Below are 23,165 nucleotides of genomic sequence, written 5' to 3' on the forward strand. Positions count from 1 at the left end.
ATTGGCTTTGTGAAAGCAGCTTATTTTTTCATGAAGTTCATCGTTTTCTCGGTATGCAGTTCCAGGAAACCACGCTAAGCGAGTACTCTAGGGATTGCGGATGATCCCAAAATTTTTATTTAGTCAGCGACTATCCGCTACCTGAGATGAGGTATCAGCGACAAGCTTTCCTCCCTAATGCCGATTGTTTTGTGACTTAACGACGTGGCTATGTTCTCTTCAATGCTTTGGATAGGTTTTTATGTCTGATCTTCCGTTCACCTTAGATCAGTTGCGAATCCTCAAGGCGATCGCGACTGAGGGTAGTTTCAAGCGGGCTGCCGACAGCTTATATGTCTCCCAGCCAGCCGTTAGCCTGCAGGTACAGAACTTAGAGCGCCAGCTCAACGTGCCCCTGTTTGATCGCGGCGGGCGGCGGGCACAGCTGACCGAAGCGGGACACTTGCTGCTGGAATATGGCGATCGCATTCTCAGCCTGTGTCAAGAGACCTGTCGCGCCATTGAAGACCTCCAAAACCTTCAGGGAGGCACCCTCATTGTCGGAGCCAGCCAAACAACAGGAACTTATTTGTTACCGAGAATGATTGGGCTGTTTCGTCAGCGCTATCCTGAGGTCGCCGTTCAGCTCCATGTTCACTCAACCAGACGCACCTCTTGGAGCGTTGCCAATGGTCAGGTTGACTTGGCAATTATCGGGGGTGAAGTTCCGGCTGAACTCCAAGAGTCACTGGAAATCATTCCCTATGCCGAGGATGAACTGGCGCTCATCATGCCCGTCTTTCATCCCCTGGCAAACGCTGAAATTATTCGCCGAGAAGATCTATATCAGCTGAAGTTCATTGCGCTAGATTCTCAATCCACCATTCGCAAGGTGATCGATCAGGTCTTAACTCGCAGCGGCATTGAAACCGGAAACCTCCACATTGAGATGGAATTGAACTCCATCGAGGCCATCAAGAACGCAGTACAGGCGGGGTTGGGGGTTGCCTTCGTTTCTATTTCAGCGATTGAGAAAGAATTGCAGATGGGAATGCTTCACCGCAGCCGCATCGAAACGGTTGTTGTCCACCGTATGCTGTCGGTTATTTTCAACCCCAATCGTTATCGCTCCAAAGCCGCCGAGGCCTTTACAGAAGAAATTCTGCCCCAGTTTACCAACCGTTCTCTAGAACCGGCCCAAGCGGAGCAGAACGGTCAGAAACGCCCCGTCTCTCCCGTCTCTGAAGCGAATGGGAAAACTCCTGTCGAGTAGCCCTTCAGCTTGTAAGGTATGGGTAAGCCCTCACAGGTTTTTCTGTTAATTTAGGCTTGCCTACCTAAACCCAGCACATATGGAGATTGTTTGTACTCGGCCTACCTGCCCTCGACCTGAAAATCACTTTGCGGATTTAGAGAACCCTGGCACGCTAACGACTGTGCAGCAAAAGTTCTGCACGGCTTGTGGCATGCCCCTAATTTTGAGTGGTCGATATTTGCCTGAAAAGCTGCTTGGAAAGGGAGGATTTGGCGCTGCTTATCTAGCTCGCGATCGCTACACGCCAACCTTGCGGCCCTGTGTCGTCAAGCTTTTTCAACCATCAGGCGATTTGAGTCCCGATCAAATGCAGCTGGCCCAGTCTCTATTTCAAAGAGAAGCAGCGGTCTTAGAGGATCTGGGCAATAAGCATCGCCAAATTCCAGACCTGTATGCCTTCTTTCCGCTGATTGTGCCCGGTACTAGCCCAGGCTCCCAAGAAGAATATTTCTACCTGGTGCAGGAATTCATTGATGGCGAGGACTTAGAGCAAACTCTAGCGCGTCAGGGACCATTTCCCCCAGAAGACATTACTGAAGTTCTGGTCTCTATGCTGAAAGTGCTGAAATTTGTCCATGACAACGGCACTATTCATCGCGACATCAAACCGTCCAACATCATGCGCCATCGGAACGGCACGCTGTTCCTGTTGGATTTTGGAGCAGTGAAACAGGTGACGACTGGCCAGGGCAACCCCAGTGGCAAATCAACGGGCATTTATTCTATTGGCTTTGCCCCACCGGAACAAATGGCAGGCGGTACCGTTTATCCCTCAACCGATCTCTATGCCCTGGCCGTCACCTGCATCACGCTGCTAACTGGAAAAGAGGCCGGAGAACTTTACGACTCTTACAACAACACTTGGGCTTGGCGAGCACATGCTCAGATCACCCCCGCGATCGCGGATGTTCTTGACCGTATGCTCCAGCCGATTCCCAATCAGCGATATGCCAGCGCTCAAGCCGTCCTGGAGACTTTGCGCCAAGCGACCGCCACGGTTAGCAAAACGTCCTCCGCCTCTATTAGCCAAACATCAAGTACAGCGACTGGGGGCAGCGCTCAATCCCCTTCCCCCTCAACGTCGATACAAGGCAATCCTTCCCCCAAGCAGAGATCAGTGCAGCCCAGTACAAGTCCTGGCAAGGCGACAGCTCAGACAACCGGAAAATCCATAGCGAAGTCTCAGGCTCAATCATCCGCATCTCAGACCTCCTTGGCATCAACACCTCTCCTGCCATTTCTGGGAGGAGCTGCTTTTACAGGCGTAGAGGGCGGTTTGCTGGCGATCGCCCTTGCAAGCCTGTTGGGAACAACGTGGCTAGGCAGCGGCACCTGGCTAATTCTGGTCGCCGGGCTGATCCTCTTGCAGGCTCGCCAAGTGATTGAACGATTTGACTTGGTTATTATTGCAGCATTGACCTTCGGCTTCGTGCTGATTTTGCCGCCTTTGCAGACCGTCTTGGTCGGTACGGCGGCACCTCGTTTGGTGATCGCGGTGATTGCCGTAATGGCCGGTCTGATTGCGATCGCGATCGGAACGCTGTTTCGACTGATCTATCGTCTGTTGTCAACGTTGATGTAATGGAGTCCTTCTTAGGAGTAACCCCCATGAGCAGTCAAAAAGAGACTCCCGTTCTGATTGCATCGCTTCTCATCACCGTTGGCTTATTGGGTGGAGGATATTGGTGGCTGACTCGTAGCGGCAACTTCAGTTTAGGGCCACTCACGGGGACAGGCACTTCCACCCCCGCACCCACTGCACCATCACCGGATTCAGGAGCAGCCCCTACGCCCACTGCACCATCACCGGGTTCAGGAGCTGCTCAATTTAGCGATGTGTCCAACGTACCCTCTGGCTTATTCAACTATGGGGGTAGCACGACTTGGGCACCCATTCGGGGAGCGATCGATCCGCTGATTCAGCAGGCTCAGCCCGACTTTCAGTTACGGTATACGGACCCCATTGGCACCCCCCCTGGCTCAGGTCCCGGCATCCAAATGCTTCTGAATAACCAGCTCTCGTTTGCCCAATCGTCACGATCAGTCAGCCCTCAGGAACGTCAACAGGCTGAGCAGCGGGGTTATGCCCTGCGGGAAATTCCGATCGCTTTGGAGGGACTTGCGATCGCGGTCAACAACGATATGCCCATCGAAGGCATCACCCTCGACCAGCTGCGCAATATCTATCTGGGCAACCTCACGAACTGGAACCAAGTAGGCGGCCCTAACCTGCCCATTGTCCCGATTTCGCGTCCTTCTGCAGGCGGTACGGTTGAATTTTTCGTCAGCACGGTGTTGGGTGGGGCCAACCTGACAGGAACGGTACAGACAGCAGATACCACCACTCAAGCGCTGCGCCTTGTAGACGCCACGCCTGGTGCCATTTATTATGCTTCCGCCCCAGAAGTTGTGGGGCAATGCACCGTCAAGCCCATCGCCATTGGTCGGCAGCTAGACCAATTAGTGAAGCCCTATGCCGACCCCTACGTGCCACCAGAGAACTGTCCCAACCAGCGAAACCAAATCAACAGCGCTGCTCTACTAAGCGGAGACTACCCGTTAACTCGGCGGCTCTTTGTCATCGTCAAAGAAGACGGACAGTTAGATCAGCAGGCCGGAGAAGCCTATGCCGACCTGTTGCTGACACAGCAGGGACAAGCGCTGCTACAGGAAACGGGCTTTGTGGCCATTCGCTAGCGATCTCCAGCTACTTTTTACAGGCTGCCTGTCCAGTTTGTCCTATTTCTGTTCCATTCCTTGCGATCCTCCCTCTAACGCTGCAAATGCTTCTCAATCATTTGGATCAGTTCTTCTGGCTGGGGAGGCTTGACCAAAAACTCTGTTGCCCCGGCCAGTCGAGCACGCGCCCGGTCAATCGGCTTGTTTTTCCCTGTGAGGATAATAATGGGTGTTTTTTCGAAAACAGGCGTATCCCGTAAAAACTTACAAACGCTGTACCCATCGGCGTTAGGCAACATCAAATCCAACAAGATCAAGCTGGGTTGATGTTCAATCAGCTCAGAAAACCCCCGCATCGGTTCTTGAATAGTCAATGCCTCATAGCCAGCAGATTCCAATATTTTTTTGAGCGTATGGGCTAGGACAGGGCTGTCATCAATGCAAGCCACGACAGCTTTGCTTTCTGAGGCATTGGCCTGAGACTTTGGTGGAGCAACAGGAGCCTTGCTCAAGGGAAGCTGAGGCGACTTCACCTGAGAAACTGCGCTTTGAGAAGAGGATTGAGCTACTGGCACAAATGAGGTGTTAACTCGAATTTGAGGCAATGGGATATCTGGAATCGATTGAAATTCCAAAAATCCCTTATCGACCAGTGGCAACAGAGACTGGATGAGTTCCGTCACGGACTGACTCTTTTGATCAGCCACATCCCATAACGTCAGTTTCCCATTCAGATACTGGCTTGGAACGGGCAAACATTCAGTCGGAGCACCCTTCTTGAGCACTGGCGACAGATCAGGACTAAGCCGTTCTAGCTTTGCAGCCTGCCATTGCTGCTGCATATTCTCAACTTGGCTCAAGGTCATTTTCACTTCCCAAACAGACAGGGCGATGCTGTGACAAGCGCGAGAAATTGAGAGCGATCGCGGCTGCCAATCACTTTGCAAATGAGACCGATGGCTCAGCTCAAACAAACATTCCTGAGTCACCTTGCGGATTAACAGCTTGGCACGAATCAAGCTGAGCTGCTGCTGCTGGACACCCTGATCTAAAAGAGCGAGTTGCCAAGTTTTAGGATCGATCGCAGTGAGCGACTCACTAGGCCAATTCCAGTTTGGAAAAAACTGCTTGAGAACTCGATTCCAGCGTCGGACCGCGTGCAATTGATCCGCCACATAAAGCAATTGCCCCTTCACAAAACTCAGCGTCCATTGAGCATTGTCATCATTGAGTATTAAATGCCCATCAAAACGCTTATTGGGAGGATCTAATAATTGAGTTAATTCTGTAGGTGTCATTAGTAACAATTAGAACAGTCATACGCAGGTCACTGTTTTCGGCAGGATTCAGCAAACGTCTAGATCAAAATAAATCATCGAGATCATCAAGTGAATCAATCAAGCCAAATTGATAATTTGATCATTCCTCTCAATAAGACTTTCACCTTCTCAACACAGAAACAGGACGTATTTTTCCGAAATGTATGATTCCAAGATGCAATCTAAATTGCATTCAAAAAATTAGTGTTCAAAATCCAAATCCATCGCCTCAACTTTGCAGACCAAATAGTACGAAAGAGACTCAGGTTCCTTGACTGAAGGTGACTTCAACAGTTTAATCGTACGGTAGAGTACAAAAAGCACTTCTAAAAAACCATGAAATTATCTTTCGCTAGAGCTTAAATCTCATCAATCGAAAAGTGTTTCTTAAAACCCAAAACAATCTACCTTAAAGTGGGAATTGAGTTCTTTAAATATCTACAACCCTTCAAAATTAACTTTGCCTTTATTATTTATAAAGATAATGTAAAATCACTGAGGAGCGACTTCTGAATACAAAATCTTAGATTAAGTTTGTAAGACAGCATGACTCCTTCTTGTCAGGATTTTTGATCTCAGAAAGAAGCTGAAGCCTTTCCAGGAAAAGTTTTTAGCAGTTTTGTCGCTGTAGACATAAAACTTCTTTTCTGCGGAAAGCTCCAGATTTTTTTTGAATGACTTCTCTAGAAAAGCAGAGCATTTCCCACTTGTCTCAGTAAAAACAAGCAAGGATTGTTCATGTAGGAAAGGCAGGTGTATCCGGCAAGATCACATTTCTCATGGCTTTTATAAAAGCATCCTGCTTTCCAATAGATAGGAATGAAGACTTCTTTGGGTGATTTGCTTCTACCGTTAAAATTACACCCTATCTTGCTAATGGTTGACATTAAATGACTTAGTTGCACTTAGAGACCTCAGATAGTCTTTTTAGCGTCTAAGCTCTCATTTACTGACTCCTGCGTCAGTTAGTTTTAGTTCTCGTACGACGTCTCAGTTTTTGATGGTTTTTCCAACCGATTGATCTCTTGCGATGGGTTGGCTTGACTCAAAACGATTTGCAGGATGTCTAAAGCATCGATGAGACGGATTGGCGAATTCACCAACAGGTTGGTTCTAGGAATACACGGCTTATTAACTCGCTAAATTGCCAGGATTGTGTCGATGGATATGATGACCGCCACAATTTCTGGAAGCGAACGGGTTATTCAAGCTGGCATTCCTCGAACTGCATAGCAAACGCCACTCATGGCGTTGCGACAAAAGTCCCATTCTCTCAACTATCAGGGTTGCATCCTACACCTCGACAGCACCTTCCGTTCAGGTGCGTTCCTTGATGTCTTGTTGTATAGGTCAAGTTCTATGGTTTCAAATATTTTTGGCGGACTGCAAAAGTTAAAAGTTCAGCATCAAATACTCTTACTCGTCGTGTTGAGTGCAGCTATTCCCGCTTCACTCGTTGGGTTACTCGGCACAGTTTCTGCCTCAGGTTCCTTATCGACGAATGCTGAAAGTACGCTTCAGAAAGCAGTCGAGGATGAAATTGAAGAGATTGACAATTTCTTGAGAGGCGTCAGCAATGATGTGCTGTTCATGAGTAAGCTGCCGCCGATTCAAGGAATGATTCGTGCCGAGGCTAACGGTGGCACCGATCCTCAGAGTGACGCGACTTATGAAGAGTGGGCTGAACAGCTGCAAGCTATATTTGCAGCCAAAATTGAAGATGTGCCGCAGTATATGCAGCTGCGATACATTGATGCAGCAGGCAATGAGTTAGTGCGGGTTGATTCTGTTGATGGGGCTCCCAGCATCATTCCCAATGCTCAACTCCAGAATAAAGGCGATCGCGATTACTTCATTAGTACAACGTCTCTGTCTGCTGGAGAGATGTATGTTTCGGCTCTGAACTTAAACCGAGAACAAGGTGCCATCGAAGAACCCTATCGGCCAGTGATTCGATATGCCACTCCCATTGTTGATGAATCAGGTCAGCAGCAGGGCATTGTCATTGCCAACGTCTTTGGCAATGCTTTTCTAGAGGAGCTTGAGAGTACAGAGACTCAGTATCCCGGAGAAGAATTATTCTTGGTGAATGAATCAGGCTATTACTTGTCTCACCCTGATCCAGCCAAAGAGTGGGGATTTGATTTAGGCCATGAAGAAACTTTGGCTAAGGACTTCTCACCCGATGTTGCCGAAGAAATCTTAAATGGTGATGGGGGACTAATTGACGTTGGAAATTCCATCCTGGCTTACGACGAATTTATTCCCAGTAGCAGTCTGCCTTACACCCTCACGGTGATCAATCAGGTCCCCAAGGGCAGCGTTTTTTCCTCAGTCAATTCCTTTAAGCTTCTAGCTGGTCTGACGGTCCTTGTCTCTTTAGGATTAGTCATTCCAGCGGCGGTCTTCCGGGGTCGGCAGCTGGTGGCCCTGTTAGAAAAATTGGCCGCTAATATTTCTACCTCTAGCCAGGAAATGGCAACCACGATCGCAGAGCAAGAGCGGATTGCTAGCCAGCAGGCCGCTTCGGTGAATGAAACCACCACCACAATGGATGAGCTAGAGGCCTCTTCGCGTCACGCCGCAGAACAAGCCAATGCCGCAGTGGAAGCAGCCAAACAGGCATCTTCTGCCTCAGAAGATGGTGCTCAGGCCGTCGGCGAAAGTTTGGAGGGCATGTTTGCTCTGGAACAAAAGGTAGAGGCGATCGCAGAACAAATTGTCAATCTCAGTGGTCAAACGGGCGAAATTGGCATCATCTCTCAGCTTGTGATGGATTTTGCGAACCAGACCAATATGCTGGCGCTAAACTCCTCCGTTGAGGCTGTGCGGGCTGGGGAACATGGTAAGGGCTTTGCCGTTGTTGCCAATGAGATTCGTAAATTAGCCGACCAAAGCCAAAAATCGGCTGACAGAATCAACACCCTGGTGTCCGACATTCAAAAAGCCATCAACGAAACCGTAATGGTGACTGAAGAGGGAACAAAAACTGTGAAAACAGGCGTGCACATTGCTCAACGCACGGAAGACTCCTTTAAGGAAGTGAAAGGGGCGGTTAATCAGGTCGTGATGAACAACCAGCAGGTATCGCTGAACTTGAAGCAGCAGGTCGATGCGATCCAGCAGGTCGTGAACGCGATGGAAGTCATCAACCGGGGGGCCAAAGAGACGGCGACTGGTTTGAACCAAACCAAAGTGGCCACCGAACAGCTCAATGGAGCAGCCGCAGATCTCCAGCAAATGGTGTAGCACAAGGACGAAAGCAGCAGCTTGAATTCGATCCTTTACACAGCAGAGACTCTGGCGTTCCTGTCTGTCTTAAACGCAGGACTGATGCAGCTGAATCCAGCTTTGCCACCCTTGGTCCCAAGTCTGGGAAAGCCGGATATCAACGTCTTCCAGAAATGGGACGCAAGGAGGCCATGCGTCAGTCCTAAAACTTTGTAGGTACAGCTAGATAAGCCCAACGGTGACTTCCAACCATGATGATTCAAGACGAAGAGCTGCGGAACCTCTACCAGGTAACGGGCATAGAGCGACTTCAAAAATTACAGATGGGGTTGGTGCAGTTAGAACAGGAGCCTAATGACCAAGAGGTTCTGGAAGAACTGCGGCGGGAGATTCACAGTCTCAGGGGCGACTCTGACAGTGTTGGAGTCATCGCCATCGTGGAGTTATCCCATCAACTTGAGACCATCATCACCGCTATCCAGCGGCAGGAATTGGCGTTTACCTTAGAGGTGAGCGATCGCCTCTATCAAGGTCTTGATGCAGCGGGACAGATTCTCCACGAAGCCGTCTCCGGAGAATCCGGGGAGGTAGATTTGGCACAGCTGCAGATCCTACTGGGGTCTGTGGTGGATACAGCCTCTCCAGTTCCACCCCATTTTTCTGTGGAGAACGCTGCTGTTGGTGGGTCAACAGCAGCGTTCCCAGCGAGCTTGTACATTGCGGATGACGAGCTGCGGGAAATCTATCGCACCACCAGTGAAGGACGATTGCAGGCCCTATTAACGAATCTCCAACACCTGGAACAGGGTCATGACGAGGCCATCTTGGACGTGCTGCGACGAGAAACCCATAGTCTTAAGGGCGACTCTAGAGCCGTTGAAGTGGATGCCGTTGCTCAGCTCACTCAAGTTGTTGAAGACATTATCAAAGACATTCAAGGTCAAGCGAGGTCATTCACTCCTGACGTGAGGTACTGCCTTGGTCAAGGGTTGGAGGATATTCGGCAACTGGTGCAGGAAGCTGTATCAGGGGTGCCTAGCGGCGTTGATGTTGACCAAGCGTTGGAGCGCCTGACACAGGTGGCGGCAGGAGCGAATGATTCTGTCCCAGGGATGTCTGATGCCATAGAATCAGGTTCTCCATCGTTCGTCAGCGCGATCGCGGATGATGAACTGCGCGACATTTTCCGTACCACCAGCGAAGAACGGCTTCAGCAGTTAGAAACAAACTTACTGTATCTGGAAAAACATCCTCAGGATGGAGCCACGCTGGCAGCCTTGATGCGGGAAGCTCACAGCTTGAAAGGAGACTCTAGAAGTGCTGGGGTTGACTCCGTAGAAGGCTTGGCTCACGCCCTCGAAGATGTGCTTACAAGCGTGCAGCGTCAGGAACTTGAACTTGACCCAGCGATCTGCGATCGCCTCTATCAAGGGCTAGATGCAATGGGGCAGCTGGTACAGGAAGCCGTCACGGGTGAACCCGCCCACGTTAATACGGAGCATCTCTTAGCCGCCCTCCGAGAAACGCTTCCTCCGCTAGACACCCAAGAGTCGGAAACTGAGCCGCTTTCTGCCCCTCTAACTGAAACGGCAACCTCCCTAACACGACCTGAGCCACCCCTGCGCAGGACAGAAGATATTGCCCAAATTGACACTGTGCGGGTACAGACCCGCGAACTGGATGTCTTGATGGCTCAGGTAGAAGAATTGGCGGTGACTCGTATTCAAGTCGCTCAGACCTCTGCTCAAACAAATCAGTTAATAGATCTATGGGAGGCGTGGAAAACGAGCGAGAACGAAGAACTCGACCCTGAAGAGCTGACTTATGAAGAGCGCTTAGAAAACCTGCTAATGTCCCTGCGTTCAACGATTCAGGACAATAGCAGCAAGCTAGAGCTGGTCGCAGAAGACCTACGGGATCGGATACGCAAACTACAGCTGATTCCCTTATCTATGTTGTTTCAGCCATTGCCGCGAGTCGTGCGCGATCTGGCCAAGCAACAATCGAAAGCGGTCAATTTGATTCTCGAAGGCGAAGACAATTCTGCCGACAAACGACTCTTGCAAGGTATCAAAGATGCTTTAATGCACCTCGTTCGAAATGCGATCGATCACGGCATTGAACCACCCAAAGACCGCATCGCTGCGGGCAAACCTGAGACAGCTACCCTGCGGGTAAAGGCTCATCAAACGGCTATCAGCCTCATGATTGAAATCTCTGATGACGGCCGAGGTCTAGACACTGAGCAGATTAAACGGACGGCAATCAAGCGACGACTCTATCGTCCTGAAGAGTTGGAAACAATGTCGGTCAGTCAAATCCAGCGACTCATTTTGGCGCCTGGTTTTTCAACTCGCAGCTTTATTACTGAAATCTCAGGCCGGGGCGTTGGACTCGATGTGGTGCAGACCCAAGTCGAAAAACTGAAAGGTAGCATCCAAATCGACTCTGTGCCCGGTCAAGGCTGTACGTTTCGTCTACAGCTCAGTACCGCTCTCAGCACGGCTAATGTATTACTGGTCAAAACCCAAGGCATTTCCCTAGCTCTACCTATCGACTTCCTACAAACATCTCTCCTGGTTTCTCCGGAGCAGATCGTTACAGAAGATGGACAAGACACCCTAGTTATCGACAATCAGACTATTCCGGTTGCGAATCTGATCGATGTTCTAGAACTACGTAATTCTCCAATTTATAACTGGGTGGCCCGTCCTGCTCCAATGACTGGCGATCGCCGGCCCTGCATCCTGATTAAAGTCGGTAACGAGCAAGCCGGATTTTTTGTGGACGAATTAGTTGACCAGCGGGAGGTGGTGAGCAAAGCACTCAGTCCAATTCTCAAACGGGTGCCCAACGTAACAGGAGCGACCATTTTGGGGACGGGTGAGATCTGCATGATTCTCAACCCATCCGACCTTCTGAAATCATTACAGCAACAGTCCCTCTCAGAAACCGTAACTCCACCTCAGCCAGAGACCACACGACAATCCGTCATTCTGCTGGTCGAAGATTCCCCCACGGTGCGGACCCAGGAAAAACGGCTGTTTGAGAAAGCTGGGTATGAGGTCGTTACCGCTAGGAATGGTCGAGAGGGATATAACACCCTCAAAACAGGCAAGTTTGATGCGATCGTGTCCGATGTGGAAATGCCTCACTTGGATGGGTTCTCCTTAGTCGCCAAAATTCGCGAGTTGCCTAAGTATGATGACCTGCCGATCATTCTCGTCACCACCCTGGACTCGGATGAGGACCGGCAACGAGGTGCGGAGGCTGGAGCCAACGCCTACATCCTGAAAGGCAGGTTTAACCAAGAAGCCCTTTTAGAAACCTTAGAAAGACTTATTTAGTGACTTATTTATATTAAATTTTTGATGTCTCCCTTATGGCCATCCGCGTTCTCCTTGTTGAAGATTCCCTTGTTGCCCTGACAATCCTGAAGCGAATTTTTGATTCAACCCCCGATATCGAAATCGTTGGTACTGCACGGACCGGGATTGAGGCATTAGAACTCATTCCTAAGGTTCATCCAGAAGTCATCTGTACCGATTTCCATATGCCTCAGATGAATGGACTTGAATTCATATCCTACGTCATGGCTCATCATCCACTGCCCATTTTAGTCGTCAGTGCATCAGTGCAAGAAGAAGATACACATCGGATTTTTCAACTGTTGGCAGCTGGTGCCGTAGACATTTTGCCAAAGCCAAGAGTGGGTTTAGATCTTGAGAACATTTTGCTTAGGCAAGCGCTCATTGATAAAGTGAGAATTTTATCGGGCGTTAAGGTTTTCAAGAAAAAACAATCAGCTAATCTGAATCAGTCCAATAGTCTTAAAAACAGTCGGACTCCTGCCTTGGTATCCGCTCGGTGCAGACCTAAAATTGTGGCCGTAGGAGCCTCAACCGGTGGTCCTTTAGCTTTACAAGAATTTCTAACGTATCTACCCGATGATTTTCCATTGCCGATTATTTGTGTTCAGCATATTAGTTTGGGCTTTTTGCAAAGTCTAATTGACTGGTTATCAACTAGCTGCAAACTTCCTGTACAGATTGCAGAGGCTGGGGAAAGGCCTAGAAGCGGACACGTTTATTTCCCGGCTGAGCGACAACATTTGCAGATCAATCTCCAGGGCAAATTTACCCATTCGTTAGACCCACCTTTGGGTGGCCATCGGCCTTCTGTAACGACAACATTCATCTCAATAGCTGAGTTTTATGGTCGCAAAGCAATTGGAGTGTTGTTGACAGGAATGGGACGAGACGGAGCTGAAGGCATGAAGGCGATCGCCCAGGCTGGCGGGATGACGTTAGCCCAAGACGAAGCCACTTCTGTAGTCTTCGGAATGCCGAAGGAAGCGATCGCTCTAGGCGCTGCAGAGCACGTTCTCCCCATTCAAGCGATCGCCCCTACAGTCCTTGAGCTTGTCAACAATCCTTCTCCTACTGCTGGGAAATAGTCCGTTTTGTTCATCACTATAGCAGCCACTCAAATGTCACAAGCAGAGTCCTTGACCCTTCATTTAAGACAAGCTTTCATTCGATTAGTTGCTAATCGTACCGGCTTGAAGATTCGAAATATTGATTACGAAAGCTTTCAAGACATCATTCTCAGAAGGGCCCAGCTTACTGGCCTACTATTTCCAGAAGCTTATTATAGTTTTCTGGAATCAGAAACTTTGGACAGCCGTCAAGAATGGGAACAAATCGTTCTAGAAATCACCAATAACGAAAGTTTCTTTTTTCGAGATAAAGGGCAGTTTAGGCTTCTCAAGGAGATTATTCTACCGCGCCTAATTCAACAAAAGGCTCAGGATAAAACTCTGTATATTTGTAGTGCAGGCTGTTCTACAGGCGAGGAGCCTTATTCTATTGCCATTCTTCTGAAGGAGCTGATTCCAGACTTAGAAGACTGGACTATCAATATTTTAGGCATTGATATTAATTCCGCTGCAATCAAGAAAGCTACGGCAGGCGTTTATCGATCTTGGTCATTTAGAAGCGTTGACAAGACTATCCAGCAGCAGTTTTTCCAAGAAATTAACGGTGAGTATCAAATTCATCCTTATTTTCGAGAAATGGTTACGTTTCGAACGGCAAACTTACTCAAGAATGCCTTTTCAGATCCCAAACTGAATCTTAAAAACATCGATCTTATTCTTTGTCGAAACGTATTTATTTATTTCGATGAGCTAGCAATTCGAAAAGTCCTGAAGAATTTTTATGAGGCTCTGGTTCCTCACGGCTATCTTCTTGTAGGTCATTCAGAATTGTATAGTCAGAATCCTGCTCCTTTCGAAATTGAAGTCTTTGAAGAATCTGTTGCCTATCAGCGCCCCAAAAATAGAGACACCACCTCAAAGGCGAATTTATTTCACGATGATGGCAAATCCAGTGTTAGCCAAAATACATCATCAGAAACAGCTCCTCAAGGTGTGGAATCGATCATTGAAAACCATAATTCGAAGATGCATGAAGCCGCTCTCAAACTCCTGCGAAATCTTCCTGCAGACATGAGAATTACGCGGCTGGGCGATCGCACCGTATCTGAATTAATTCTCGAACTGGAAAACAATTAGCAGATTACTCTTTAAAGGCACCTAAGATGCAAATCCCTCATTTTATTTTTGATCTGGATCAGCAGCGCAGCGCGATTAAAGCAGAATACGTCGAAGAAGTTCTTGCACTGCCTGAGCTCCTTCTGATTCCCAATGCACCTTTCAGCATCGTGGGTGTCCTCGATTTACGAGGAGAGGTCTTGCCTGTGCTCGATTTGCGCCAAAGGACTGAAAGTTCATCACAACGCTATCAGCTCAGCGACAAGATTATTGTTGTTAGCCAAGACCAACTCCGCCTCGGCCTGATTGTCAGCGCTGTTTACGAAATTCGAGAACTGTCAACTCAAGATATTACTCCGGACCAGGGGGAGACTCCAGCTTGGCTGAATCCGGATGTCAGTCATCTCATTTCAGGCACGATGTCAGGAGAAGAGACGATATTGATGTTGAGTGACCCGAACCACTGGTTCGATAGTCATGAAATTCAGCAGTTTGTATCCGTAACCAGTTTTTTGGTTACCGAAATTCACTCTCAATCGTCAGCCCAGCCTGAATCTGAAGAACCAGCCCCTAATAATTTATCCGCAACTGTTGAGACAGCCTTTTGTCCTACAGCTACACCAGAAGTCCAGCAAGCTTTTCGCCAGCGAGCAGAAGAACTCAGGCGATCGCTCGATGATGAAAAACAGTTTGAAGAGGAGACTCAATCATTGGTCGTAATCGCCCTCAATGATCGCCTCTTCGGCATTGACTTTCAAATGGTCCGAGAATTTATCACCATTCGCCAAGCCACCCCCATTCCCTGCTGCCCTGACCACATCATTGGTAACATCAACTTACATGGCGAAATCCTGACCGTTTTAGACATCGGTCAGTTTTTGAATTTGACGCCAAAAACGATTTCTAAAGATCCCAAGGCAGTGGTTTGCGAATTTCAAGAGACTGCTGTTGGCGTAGTGGTAGATAGCATTCTCGATGCGATGTTTTCAGTCAAACCTGACGACATTCAACCGATTTCCGAAACAGCACTCGATACCGCATCTGAGCATCTTCAAGGCGTTGCTTCTTATCACGATCAGCCACTCTATGTCTTAAATTTGCCTACGCTTTTATTAGGTGATGAGTTGGTCGTGAATGCTAACCTGTAGCTTTTTTCAGGTTGGGATGTTGTTGCATAATGCATCCATTCACTGCGTCTCCTGAATATGCTCATGTCTCCACCTGAGGTTTTACAGGCTCTTTTTGAAACAGCCGTGAAGGCTGCTCAACCCCATCACCGCATCCCTGATTTTCTACCCGCTCCTCCCAGGGGCAAAACAGTCGTCGTTGGTGCAGGAAAGTCCGCAGCGGCAATGGCGCAGGCGGTCGAACAAGCGTGGGAGAGGCCGCTAGAAGGCGTCGTTGTGACGCGATATGGACATGGTGCAACCACCAAAATCATCGAGGTGTTAGAAGCAGCCCACCCGGTTCCAGATGCCAATGGCATGGCAGCAGCAGACCGCATGCTTCAGACCGTCACGCCCTTGGGAGCGGACGACCTCGTGATTTGCTTAATTTCAGGCGGTGGATCGGCTCTGTTAACCCTGCCACCCCTAGGTATTGCTCTGAATGTTCTGGCCGATCTCAATCGGCAACTTTTGCGTTCTGGAGCCGATATTGGAGAGATGAACGCCGTTCGGAAAAACCTCTCTCGCTCCAGTGGGGGACGGCTGGCAGCAGCGGCATATCCGGCTCAGGTCGTGACGCTGCTGATTTCTGATGTGCCGGGGGATGATTTGCGGGCGATCGCCTCTGGTCCGACCGTTGGCGACACGGTCAAGCCCCAAGACGCCCTACAGATCATTCAAAAATATCGTTTGCAGGTGCCCCCAGAGGTGACCGCTCATCTCGCCAACAGCACCAATCCTGTCGTTCATCCAGACGATCCTCGCCTCAGCACAACCCGCAACCACCTCATCGCCGCCCCTCAACAGTCGCTGGAGGCAGCAGCCCAAACCGCCATTGAGTTGGGCTATATGCCCCTTATTCTAGGTAGCGCTTTAGAGGGCGAATCTCGTCAGGTTGGGATTGTTCACGCGGGCATTGCCCAACAAGTGGTTCAATACGGGCAACCCATTGCACCGCCCTGTGTCCTGCTTTCCGGAGGAGAAACGACCGTCACCGTCACCGACAAAGCGGGTAAGGGAGGCCGTAACAGTGAGTTTTTGCTGTCTCTAGCGGTGGCGTTGAAGGGGCAGGAACGAGTGTGGGCGATCGCCTGTGACACTGACGGCATTGACGGCAGTGAAGACAACGCCGGAGCCATACTCACCCCTGACACCCTCCAGCAGGGACGTCAGCAGGGACTCAAAGCCAGTGACTTTCTAATAGCCCACGATAGCTACGCCTATTTTCAAGCTGTGGGAGCCCTTGTTGAAACAGGTCCCACCCTTACCAACGTCAATGATTTCCGTGCCATCCTGATTGATGCCTAATATGGCCCCCCATCAGCCTTTGACTGAAGACTATGACGTCCCTTGGTTGGGTTTGATCATAGGTAACACCCGGCTGCACTGGGCAGTTTTTGACCAGCTGAAGCCAACAGTTAGACCACGGAAGACAAACGGCGGCAGTCAGACAGATACGGATAACACCAATTCCTTACCCGAGGAGGACTCCAACATTGGCGACTATGGTGAGGAATGGGATGGCGGTGCTCATGGACAAGCTATCCGGTGTGCTTGGCATACGCCTCATCTCTCGCTAGACGAAGCAGAGACGCTGATGCAGCGTGGGTTTTTGCCCAGTGCTTGGCAACATCTAGCGGTTAACGGTCAACAGCCTGTCTCGTCGTTACCAGGGTTGGAGAAACGTGAGTTGTCACAGGGTCAGATCCCTGCGCTGTACTGTGCCTCCGTAGTGCCGGAACAAACTAAGCTGTGGGACACCTATCAGGGATTCCGTGAAGTTCGTTTAGCAGATTTGCCCTTGGGGAATGTATATCCAACGTTGGGGATTGATCGAGCGTTAAACGTGCTGGGGGCAGGCGATCGCTATGGCTGGCCGGTGCTCGTCATCGATGCAGGCACCGCGCTGACCTTTACCGGAGGGGTCGCAAACACCTTCTCAGGAGGTGCCATTTTACCGGGATTATCCACACAACTCGCCGCGCTGGTCCAACATACCGCCACTCTGCCCCAGGCAAATGTTTCTGCATTACTGCCGCCGCGCTGGTCGGTGAATACCCCCGACGCCATTCGCAGCGGCATTATCTATGGCATTTTGGCCACCATTCGAGACTTCCTCCAGCAGTGGCGCCAGCAACATCCCAACAGTGCCGCAGTCCTCACTGGCGGCGACGGAGAGACCATTTTCGAGTGGCTGAGCCAGGAAGACACTATCCTCAACGTCTATCAGGACGCTAACCTCACGTTTTGGGGCCTCAACTGCGTCCGACACCATGGCCGCAGTTGATCGCCCTACACGGTTTCCCGTCCCGCAGATATGGCTCTAACTCGGTCCGCGAGAACAAGTCAGCGAGCCATTTTCCACTACAGTCCGCTCATCTTGGAGCTATAGATTTCTGGGTTGTTGCCGTCCGTTGCATCGGCTTGATAGGACTCTGAATACATGCTTTGCAGGCGATCGACCCGGTTATCAGGATCAGGGTGAGTGCTGAAGAATTCAGGGGAAACGCCGCCATCCGATAGCTTCTCCATGAAGGAGATTAATCCGCGCTGATCGTAGCCTGCCCGTCCCATGTTCTCAAAACCCAGTTCATCAGCCTCATACTCGGCGCTGCGGCTATTGGGGAGAAAGAGCGCGAGCTGAACACCAATATTGACCAAATCGTCCTCTGAGACGCCGAGCGCACCAACAATCCCGTTCGCCAAGGCAATCTCACGCATCCGGTTCACAGAGTGACGACCCACAATGTGACCAATCTCGTGGGCCATGACCCCGGCTAGCTCAGCCTCCGTGTCCGCTGCACGCAGCAGCCCTGTGTGGACATAGACAAATCCGCCAGAGGTTGCAAAGGCGTTGATACTGTCATCGGCCACGATTTGAAACGTGTAGGGAATGTCACTGCGATCGCTTTCAGCCGCCAGTCTTTGACCGATATTGTTCACATAGTTAACAACTTCAGCATCCTGGTTATATACCCTAACGCCTCGGCGCTTCAGCGCAGCATCCGTTTGTCGGCCCAAGTCAACCTCTTGATCATCACTTAAGTTGGACAGCTGGATGTACTGAATCCCGCCAAAAATCAAATCGATAATGCTAATGTCGGCCTGCGTAGGCTGAGGTGTCGAAACGATCAGTCCGGTAGCCACCAGCGTCGCGATCGCGCCATACATCCACCGCTTACCTAGATTGCGTAATCGAGATATCCAGAAATTCATTGTTTCCTTGGCCCCTTGCTCTGCGTAATGTCCTTACAACGGATACGACTAGCTCGATTCAAGCATTGACAAAACGGTTGGCAGCGTCGGGATACACGGTTCGCCGAACCCACCTACATCTTCAAAAGCTTTGCCTGAGCTAAAGTATCTTTGGTATTTTTATGGGCTAGCCAATAGACACGTACACGTCTTGTTTGGCTTGCTGACTTAATCACTCTGACGTTAATATTTGCTGCCAAGTTGCCTTCGCAGATGCTTAAATACTAGCGATCACTGATTTGAATTGAAGGTACTGAGTAATCTGCTTCCGGTGCATCGTTCTTCCGCTGCATTGTGAGCTTTAAAGAATACGGATTGTTTCAGTACCAGCATTAGCACCTCTAGAGGAAAGATCATGGCAATTTTGGACGCAAAAGGTCGGTTGTTTGGCAAGGTCAGCCTGTTGGACATTGGAGCCGCACTGGTCATTCTCATGGTGCTGGTCGGCATTTTTATCTTCCCGGGCACAGGCGGTTCGGTAGCTCAGGTCGGTGGCGATCCCCAGCCTGTGGAAATTGATGTAATGGTGCGGGGATTAACGGTATCTGATCCTGAGGGCCTTTATCAGACGCTGAAGGAATCTGAAACCACCAACGTCATCGTCCGCAACCAGCCCTACGGTGACGTTGCCATCAAAGACGTCATCAAACTGCCCCGCAGTCAGGCAGTTCCCCAACCCGATGGAACCGTCAAATCCTTTCCAGATCCGCGCCCAGAGCTGGATTACACCATCGATATGCTGATTACCCTCGCTGACGAAGCTCTGATTACCGACAACGGCCCCGTCCTAAACAACAGCAACATCAACGTCAAAGTGGGCACTCAAATTCAAATCGAAGGCGATCTCTACAATTTCTATACCAGCACAGTCGGTGTCCGCATCCTGGACACTGAAGACGATGCCTAGCCGTTGTGTTGGAGTGAGCTATGGACGTGGAACAACCTTCTGAGACCAGAGCACGGCGATCGCTCTTCACTCGCAAATGGGTGTGGCTATTCCTCACCTCAGCCATCGTGCCGCCTCTCCTCATGAGTATTACCTGGATTTGGCCTGGTGCCCTTTCCGTCATTCAGACCGGCACCTGTCCCCCCAGCCCGCCAGACATTCCCGCCTATCCCTGTTCCCTAGGTGAGTATCTCTTCCGCAACCTCTTCAGCTTGTGGATCTTCATGGGCCATCTCATCACCTGGATGGGATGGTTCGTCGTTAACTTTATTCTCTGGGGCATTGGCCTGCTGGGAGTAGGACTATATCGGAGCTGGCAATCCCGATAAATAGAGCTGTAGCCATCTAGGCTTGTGCACTCAACAGCCTCCGGATACTTAGCGCATAGCCAGATGGCTAGCCGTCCTGCCCTAACGGAACTGGCAACGGCTATATCACGAAAGGCCACGTAGGATACATAACGCCCAGGCGAGGCTGCGCCAACGTCCAGCAATACATCTAGTCCCCAAAGCACGACCCAACACAGCGATACATCTCAAAAGTTTTGCAGACCGTATCGTTGTGTTCATCCATTTACCCTCTCGTATTAGCCTATAGGTTGGCCTTTACTCCGTTTCGCGCTATGAACACACTGCTGACCGCCCTTGATTGGAACCACCTTGCCGACCAAGCACTCGCTGGAGAAGTCGTCAGCCGTGAAGCAGCCCACCAAGTCCTAGCAGCCCCCGATACAGAACTCTTGGCACAGCTCGCCGCCGCCTATCGCGTGCGGCATCACTATTGGAGCAACCGCGTTCGACTCCACTTTTTGCTTAACGCCCAAAGCGGTCTGTGTCCCGAAGATTGCCACTACTGCTCACAATCCAAGATTTCCACCGCCGAGATTGAGAAGTATCCCCTCATGGCTGAGGACAAGGTATTGGCAGCAGCCGAACGCGCCCACACCCTCAAGGCTGGCACTTTTTGCATGGTAATTTCAGGACGATCGCCTGCGGAACCCACCTTCAAGCGCGTCCTCGATCTCGTCCGCTCCGTCAAAACGCAATACCCCATGAAGATTTGTGCCTGTCTTGGACTACTCGACGAAGATCAGGCCCATCGTCTCGCCGAAGCCGGCGTTGATCGCGTCAACCACAACCTCAACACCGCAGAGAGCCATCACGACAACATCTGCACCACCCACACTTTTGAAGATCGCGTCAACACCGTGCAGGCCGTTAAATCAGCAGGGTTGACGACCTGCTCCGGCGGCATTTTGGGCATGGGCGAAACATTAAATGATGTGATTGACCTTGCGCTTTCGCTGCGTCAGCTCAACGTCACCAGCGTGCCGCTCAATTTTCTCATTCCCATTCCCGGCACTCCGTTTGAGAACCGTCATTCGCTGACCCCTCGACAGTGTTTACGCATTCTCTGCCTCTTCCGCTTCCTATTACCCAGCCAGGAGATTCGCATTGCAGGCGGTCGAGAAGTGCAGCTGCGATCGCTTCAACCCCTGGGACTCTATGCGGCGAATTCCATTTTTATCGGCGACTATTTGACCACCCCCGGACAGGCCACCAAAGCCGACTTTGACATGATTCGCGATGCAGGTTTTGTGCTGGAAACACCCGATGGGGATGCTTTGTCATAGAGATGAGGTCATCGTGCCCTTCGCCCCCGCCTACGGCAAGCGATCCAGAATTGACAACTCATAGTCTGGTTTGTCTTTAGCACGATAGGCTCCCACCCAAACGCGGTAGCTGCCCGCCAGCCATTCTCCAGCGATCGCCGGATTGTGGCTACCGCTGTCATCGTTGCACCACACACCGCCTGGCCCCTCCACAATCAGGGTCGTATCCAGAGCAGACTCTACCCGTATCTCAAGATTCGAGAACGCGGTTTGCAGGGTCACTTCTTCATTCGGGTTGACCGAGATGTAGCCCAAGCAGGGACCAGTCAAGCTTTGACGAGTGTTGACCACCGTTTCGGCAACGCGATCGCCACCACCGACGCCCTTTAGCACGGTTGGATTCGGCGTAAACCCATTAGCCAGCGTCACAAAATCAACCTGAGCTTCAGCGGGCAGCCGTTGCAGCCCCTCCAGCAGGACTCCAGCCGACCCAAACATCAATCCAGCCGCAACCAGAAATGCAACAGACCTCGTAGAACTCATAGGAACACCACGTGTTATTGATCAGTTGTGTCATCCTTTAGCCAACTCTAGCGCCTGAGTAATGCGCGGTATATCAAACTGCCGCCGGTGCAGAATGAGCCAGGACTCCATTAGGTCAGGCCCCTGCATATCGCCCATTAGCGCAGCTCGCATAGATTTCATCATCAGTCCCTTTTTAATGCCCTGAGCCTTGACGATCTCATTCACTAAAGATTTGCCGGATGCTGGAGAATCCAAAACAGTGTCTGCCTGTAGCTTCTCTAAAGTGGCTTGTAGCAGGTCAGCAACGCCTGATTGATGCAGCTGCTGGGTAGCGGCCTCAGAATACTCCATGAGTTCGCTGAAGAAAAAATGTCCCTGTTCCACAGCATCGGGCAACCGCGTCAGGCTAGGGCCAAGCAGACCCGCGAGAGCCGTCAGCCAGTCCTGATCAGCATCCGGATTGAAGGCATAGCTAGCCTCTTGCCAATAGGGAATCAGCATCTCCACTAATTCAGCAGCAGGAATGTCGTGCAGGTATTGGCTGTTGAGCCAGTCCAGCTTGTCCCAGTCGAATTTGGCTCCAGCCTTGTTGACACGATCAAAACTGAACGTCTTAGCGGCATCTTCCAGCGTGAAGACTTCTTCGCTGTCAGGAGCAGACCAGCCCAACAACGTCATGTAGTTGACTAAGGCCTCAGCAGTAAAGCCCATTTTTTGAAAATCTGAGATGGAGGTAACGCCGTCTCGCTTAGAGAGCTTTTGTCCCGATTGATTGAGGATTAGCGGCGTATGGGCAAATTCAGGAACGGTGCCGCCAAGTGCTTCGTACAGCAAGATTTGCTTAGCCGTATTGGCAATGTGGTCCTCACCTCGAATGACGTGAGTGATACCCATGTCCATATCGTCTACCACAACCGCCAGGTTGTACAGCGGTTGTCCAATCTCGGCAACGGAAGACGCTCTAGCAACCACCATATCGCCACCCAGGTCACTGCCCTGCCAGGTCATGTTGCCCCGCACAAGGTCTTTCCACTGAATGACGCGATCATCGTCAATTTTAAACCGAATCACCGCCTGCCGACCTTCGGCTTCGTAGGCTTTTTGCTGTTCCTCCGTCAGGTCGCGGTGGCGGTTGTCATAGCGGGGAGCCTGATTCTTTGCCTTTTGCGCTGTCCGCATGGCGTCCAATTCTTCAGGCGTATCATAAGCACGATACGCCAATCCTTGATCTAGTAGGGTTTGAATGGCCTGACGATACAGATCTAACCGCTGCGACTGAAAGAAGGGACCTTCGTCCCAAGTCAGGCCCAACCATTGAAGACCAGTCGTGATGTTATCGGTGAATTCGGATCGCGATCGCTCTGTGTCGGTATCTTCGACCCGCAGAATAAACTGCCCGCCGTGACGACGAGCAAATAGCCAGTTAAAAACAGCCGTCCGGGCAGTGCCGATGTGTAGATTTCCCGTGGGACTTGGCGCGATACGAACGCGAACAGACATGACGTTATGGTGAAAAGGGGTCAGTCTTCATTCTAGGAGGGGATGTCGGTTCTTAGGCTTGAGTTTCGCTTATCTCACCCCAGA

Annotated in this window: 17 protein-coding genes; 13 read left to right on the forward strand and 4 right to left on the reverse strand. The window is 50.5% G+C overall.

The annotated features are described in order from the left end of the window. Positions 1-241 precede the first annotated feature (241 nt). From PN498_RS20050 to PN498_RS20060, 3 genes are all read left to right on the forward strand, one after another. On the forward strand, positions 242-1,252 hold the full coding sequence (locus PN498_RS20050) for a LysR family transcriptional regulator (RefSeq protein WP_272065103.1): 1,011 nt from the start codon (positions 242-244) through the stop codon (positions 1,250-1,252). A 79-nt stretch (positions 1,253-1,331) separates the two neighbouring features. Continuing rightward, a complete protein-coding gene (locus PN498_RS20055; RefSeq protein WP_272065104.1) occupies positions 1,332-2,876 on the forward strand; it encodes a protein kinase domain-containing protein in 1,545 nt (514 codons plus the stop codon). Positions 2,877-2,902: 26 nt separating this feature from the next. Then, positions 2,903-3,991: a PstS family phosphate ABC transporter substrate-binding protein gene (locus PN498_RS20060; protein ID WP_272065105.1), complete on the forward strand. Its 1,089-nt coding sequence runs from the start codon at positions 2,903-2,905 to the stop codon at positions 3,989-3,991. A 74-nt stretch (positions 3,992-4,065) separates the two neighbouring features. Here the strand turns inward: PN498_RS20060 and PN498_RS20065 are convergent, their stop codons facing one another. Continuing rightward, a complete protein-coding gene (locus PN498_RS20065) occupies positions 4,066-5,271 on the reverse strand; it encodes a response regulator (RefSeq protein WP_272065106.1) in 1,206 nt (401 codons plus the stop codon). 1,380 nt (positions 5,272-6,651) lie between these two features. Between PN498_RS20065 and PN498_RS20070 the strand changes: the two genes are divergently transcribed. From PN498_RS20070 to PN498_RS20105, 7 genes are all read left to right on the forward strand, one after another. Continuing rightward, positions 6,652-8,541 carry a methyl-accepting chemotaxis protein gene (locus PN498_RS20070; RefSeq protein WP_272065108.1) on the forward strand — a complete coding sequence of 630 codons (1,890 nt, stop codon included), beginning with the start codon at positions 6,652-6,654 and terminating at the stop codon, positions 8,539-8,541. 233 nt (positions 8,542-8,774) lie between these two features. After that, a complete protein-coding gene (locus tag PN498_RS20080; RefSeq protein WP_334312276.1) occupies positions 8,775-11,870 on the forward strand; it encodes a hybrid sensor histidine kinase/response regulator in 3,096 nt (1,031 codons plus the stop codon). A 35-nt stretch (positions 11,871-11,905) separates the two neighbouring features. Beyond that, positions 11,906-12,979 (forward strand): chemotaxis-specific protein-glutamate methyltransferase CheB, encoded by a 1,074-nt coding sequence (cheB, locus tag PN498_RS20085; RefSeq protein ID WP_272065110.1) that lies wholly within the window; start codon positions 11,906-11,908, stop codon positions 12,977-12,979. Between the two features lie 33 nt (positions 12,980-13,012). After that, entirely contained in the window at positions 13,013-14,098 is a 1,086-nt protein-coding gene (locus PN498_RS20090; protein ID WP_272065111.1) for a CheR family methyltransferase, read from the forward strand. A 26-nt stretch (positions 14,099-14,124) separates the two neighbouring features. Beyond that, a complete protein-coding gene (locus tag PN498_RS20095) occupies positions 14,125-15,225 on the forward strand; it encodes a chemotaxis protein CheW (protein WP_272065112.1) in 1,101 nt (366 codons plus the stop codon). Between the two features lie 57 nt (positions 15,226-15,282). Further along, on the forward strand, positions 15,283-16,551 hold the full coding sequence (locus PN498_RS20100; protein WP_272065114.1) for a glycerate kinase type-2 family protein: 1,269 nt from the start codon (positions 15,283-15,285) through the stop codon (positions 16,549-16,551). Then, positions 16,544-17,530 (forward strand): pantothenate kinase, encoded by a 987-nt coding sequence (locus PN498_RS20105; protein WP_272065115.1) that lies wholly within the window; start codon positions 16,544-16,546, stop codon positions 17,528-17,530. The genes PN498_RS20100 and PN498_RS20105 overlap by 8 nt, the downstream gene beginning before the upstream one ends. A gap of 77 nt (positions 17,531-17,607) precedes the next feature. Here the strand turns inward: PN498_RS20105 and PN498_RS20110 are convergent, their stop codons facing one another. Next, complete coding sequence (locus tag PN498_RS20110) at positions 17,608-18,459, reverse strand: M48 family metallopeptidase (RefSeq protein ID WP_272065116.1); 852 nt, start codon at positions 18,457-18,459, stop codon at positions 17,608-17,610. A 394-nt stretch (positions 18,460-18,853) separates the two neighbouring features. Here PN498_RS20110 and PN498_RS20115 point away from each other — a divergent pair, with 394 nt between their 5' ends. From PN498_RS20115 to bioB, 3 genes are all read left to right on the forward strand, one after another. After that, entirely contained in the window at positions 18,854-19,405 is a 552-nt protein-coding gene (locus PN498_RS20115) for a DUF4330 domain-containing protein (protein ID WP_272065118.1), read from the forward strand. A 20-nt stretch (positions 19,406-19,425) separates the two neighbouring features. Next, positions 19,426-19,773, forward strand: coding sequence for a hypothetical protein (locus tag PN498_RS20120; protein ID WP_272065120.1), 348 nt, complete (start codon positions 19,426-19,428; stop codon positions 19,771-19,773). A gap of 293 nt (positions 19,774-20,066) precedes the next feature. Further along, on the forward strand, positions 20,067-21,077 hold the full coding sequence (bioB, locus tag PN498_RS20125; protein ID WP_272065121.1) for a biotin synthase BioB: 1,011 nt from the start codon (positions 20,067-20,069) through the stop codon (positions 21,075-21,077). Positions 21,078-21,107: 30 nt separating this feature from the next. On the opposite strand, the gene PN498_RS20130 is transcribed toward bioB, so the two are convergent. Beyond that, positions 21,108-21,599 (reverse strand): hypothetical protein, encoded by a 492-nt coding sequence (locus tag PN498_RS20130; protein ID WP_272065122.1) that lies wholly within the window; start codon positions 21,597-21,599, stop codon positions 21,108-21,110. Between the two features lie 30 nt (positions 21,600-21,629). After that, on the reverse strand, positions 21,630-23,081 hold the full coding sequence (gltX, locus tag PN498_RS20135; RefSeq protein WP_272065124.1) for a glutamate--tRNA ligase: 1,452 nt from the start codon (positions 23,079-23,081) through the stop codon (positions 21,630-21,632). Positions 23,082-23,165: the final 84 nt, after the last annotated feature.

The organism is Oscillatoria sp. CS-180, from assembly GCF_028330965.1.
Classification (GTDB): domain Bacteria; phylum Cyanobacteriota; class Cyanobacteriia; order Phormidesmidales; family Phormidesmidaceae; genus Halomicronema.

Coding starts and splice junctions, on each gene's coding strand:
- PN498_RS20065 (WP_272065106.1), bottom strand. CDS start 5,271: ATGACACCTACAGAATTAACTCAATTATTAGATCCTCCCAATAAGCGT.
- PN498_RS20130 (WP_272065122.1), bottom strand. CDS start 21,599: ATGAGTTCTACGAGGTCTGTTGCATTTCTGGTTGCGGCTGGATTGATG.
- PN498_RS20055 (WP_272065104.1), top strand. CDS start 1,332: ATGGAGATTGTTTGTACTCGGCCTACCTGCCCTCGACCTGAAAATCAC.
- PN498_RS20080 (WP_334312276.1), top strand. CDS start 8,775: ATGATGATTCAAGACGAAGAGCTGCGGAACCTCTACCAGGTAACGGGC.
- PN498_RS20050 (WP_272065103.1), top strand. CDS start 242: ATGTCTGATCTTCCGTTCACCTTAGATCAGTTGCGAATCCTCAAGGCG.
- PN498_RS20105 (WP_272065115.1), top strand. CDS start 16,544: ATGCCTAATATGGCCCCCCATCAGCCTTTGACTGAAGACTATGACGTC.
- PN498_RS20090 (WP_272065111.1), top strand. CDS start 13,013: ATGTCACAAGCAGAGTCCTTGACCCTTCATTTAAGACAAGCTTTCATT.
- PN498_RS20100 (WP_272065114.1), top strand. CDS start 15,283: ATGCTCATGTCTCCACCTGAGGTTTTACAGGCTCTTTTTGAAACAGCC.
- PN498_RS20060 (WP_272065105.1), top strand. CDS start 2,903: ATGAGCAGTCAAAAAGAGACTCCCGTTCTGATTGCATCGCTTCTCATC.
- bioB (WP_272065121.1), top strand. CDS start 20,067: ATGAACACACTGCTGACCGCCCTTGATTGGAACCACCTTGCCGACCAA.
- PN498_RS20120 (WP_272065120.1), top strand. CDS start 19,426: ATGGACGTGGAACAACCTTCTGAGACCAGAGCACGGCGATCGCTCTTC.
- gltX (WP_272065124.1), bottom strand. CDS start 23,081: ATGTCTGTTCGCGTTCGTATCGCGCCAAGTCCCACGGGAAATCTACAC.
- PN498_RS20070 (WP_272065108.1), top strand. CDS start 6,652: ATGGTTTCAAATATTTTTGGCGGACTGCAAAAGTTAAAAGTTCAGCAT.
- PN498_RS20115 (WP_272065118.1), top strand. CDS start 18,854: ATGGCAATTTTGGACGCAAAAGGTCGGTTGTTTGGCAAGGTCAGCCTG.
- PN498_RS20095 (WP_272065112.1), top strand. CDS start 14,125: ATGCAAATCCCTCATTTTATTTTTGATCTGGATCAGCAGCGCAGCGCG.
- cheB (WP_272065110.1), top strand. CDS start 11,906: ATGGCCATCCGCGTTCTCCTTGTTGAAGATTCCCTTGTTGCCCTGACA.
- PN498_RS20110 (WP_272065116.1), bottom strand. CDS start 18,459: ATGAATTTCTGGATATCTCGATTACGCAATCTAGGTAAGCGGTGGATG.